Annotated in this window: 2 protein-coding genes; both read left to right on the top strand. The window is 68.2% G+C overall.

The genetic code is table 11. The features are described from left to right. Positions 1–285, top strand: a 285-nt coding sequence (locus ENZ75_RS32620; protein WP_348630650.1) for an SAM-dependent methyltransferase, incomplete at its 5' end; no start/stop codon positions are given. Beyond that, a partial coding sequence (gene cobA, locus ENZ75_RS32615) for a uroporphyrinogen-III C-methyltransferase (RefSeq protein ID WP_128278654.1) occupies positions 282–1,092 on the top strand: 811 nt, incomplete at its 3' end. The genes ENZ75_RS32620 and cobA, both read left to right, overlap by 4 nt.

Raw genomic sequence — 1,092 nt, 5'->3', positions numbered from 1 at the left:
CTCGCTATTCATCTGGCCATCCACGCCATCGATCGCGTCGTCGCCGAACTGACGCCGCACTATGGCGGCGATTGCCCGGTGGCGGTCGTCTTCCGCGCTTCCTGGCCGGACGAGCGCGTGCTGACCGGCACGCTGGCGACCATCGAGGCACAGCTCGCCGCCGATCCGATGGAGCGCACGGCGATCATCTTCGTCGGCCGCTCGCTGGCGGCGCGAGGTTTTGGCGAGAGTTCATTATACGACGCCCATTATCAGCGGCGTTTTCGCGGACGGGACGGATTGTGAGCGGCAGCACCAAAAACACCGGCGAAAACGCCACGCTCGAAAAAGCCTTGTCCCGGCTGAACTTCAAGCCGCGCCAACTGGAGCCGGGCCATGTCTGGCTGGCCGGCGCCGGCCCCGGCGACCCCGGCTGCCTGACCCTGGAAGTGCTGGCGGCGCTGGCCGAGGCGGATGCGCTGGTCTACGACGCACTGGTGTCCCCTGACATTGTCGCAGTTGCGGAGAATGCCGAGCTTTTCTTTGCCGGCAAGCGCGGCGGCAAACCGTCGATGAAACAGGACGACATCACCGCCCTGCTGGTCCGGCTCGCACGCGAAGGCCGCCGCGTCGTCAGGCTGAAGGGCGGCGATCCCTATATTTTCGGCCGTGGCGGCGAAGAAGCTCTGGCGCTGGCGCGGGAAAGTATCCCGTTCCGCGTCCTGCCCGGCCTGACCTCGGGCCTCAGTGCGCTGGCCGCGACCGGCATCCCCGCCACTATGCGCGGCATCAACAAGGCGGTGATCCTGGCGACCGGCCACGCCGCCGGCACCGATGACGATCTCGACTGGGCGGCGATCGCCCGCACCGGCCAGCCTGTCGTCGTCTATATGGGCATGGCCAATCTGCCCTTGATATCAGCCGCCCTTCTCGATGGCGGGCTGGCGCCGTCGACACCGGCGGCTGTAATCGTCGCCGCGACGACGCCGCAGGAGCGGACCGTCGTCGCCACGCTCGCCACCATTGCCGAGGAAGCTGCGGCCGCCGGTCTGGCCTCGCCGGCGCTGATCGTCGTTGGCGGCATCGTTTCCATGCGCGCCGCCCTGGCGGGGG

The organism is Mesorhizobium sp. M7A.F.Ca.CA.002.04.1.1, from assembly GCF_004022805.1.
In the GTDB taxonomy this organism is placed as follows: Bacteria; Pseudomonadota; Alphaproteobacteria; order Rhizobiales; family Rhizobiaceae; genus Mesorhizobium; species Mesorhizobium ciceri.
The sequence above is the reverse complement of the archived record's forward strand: the minus strand, read 5'-3'. Positions and strand labels throughout refer to the sequence as shown.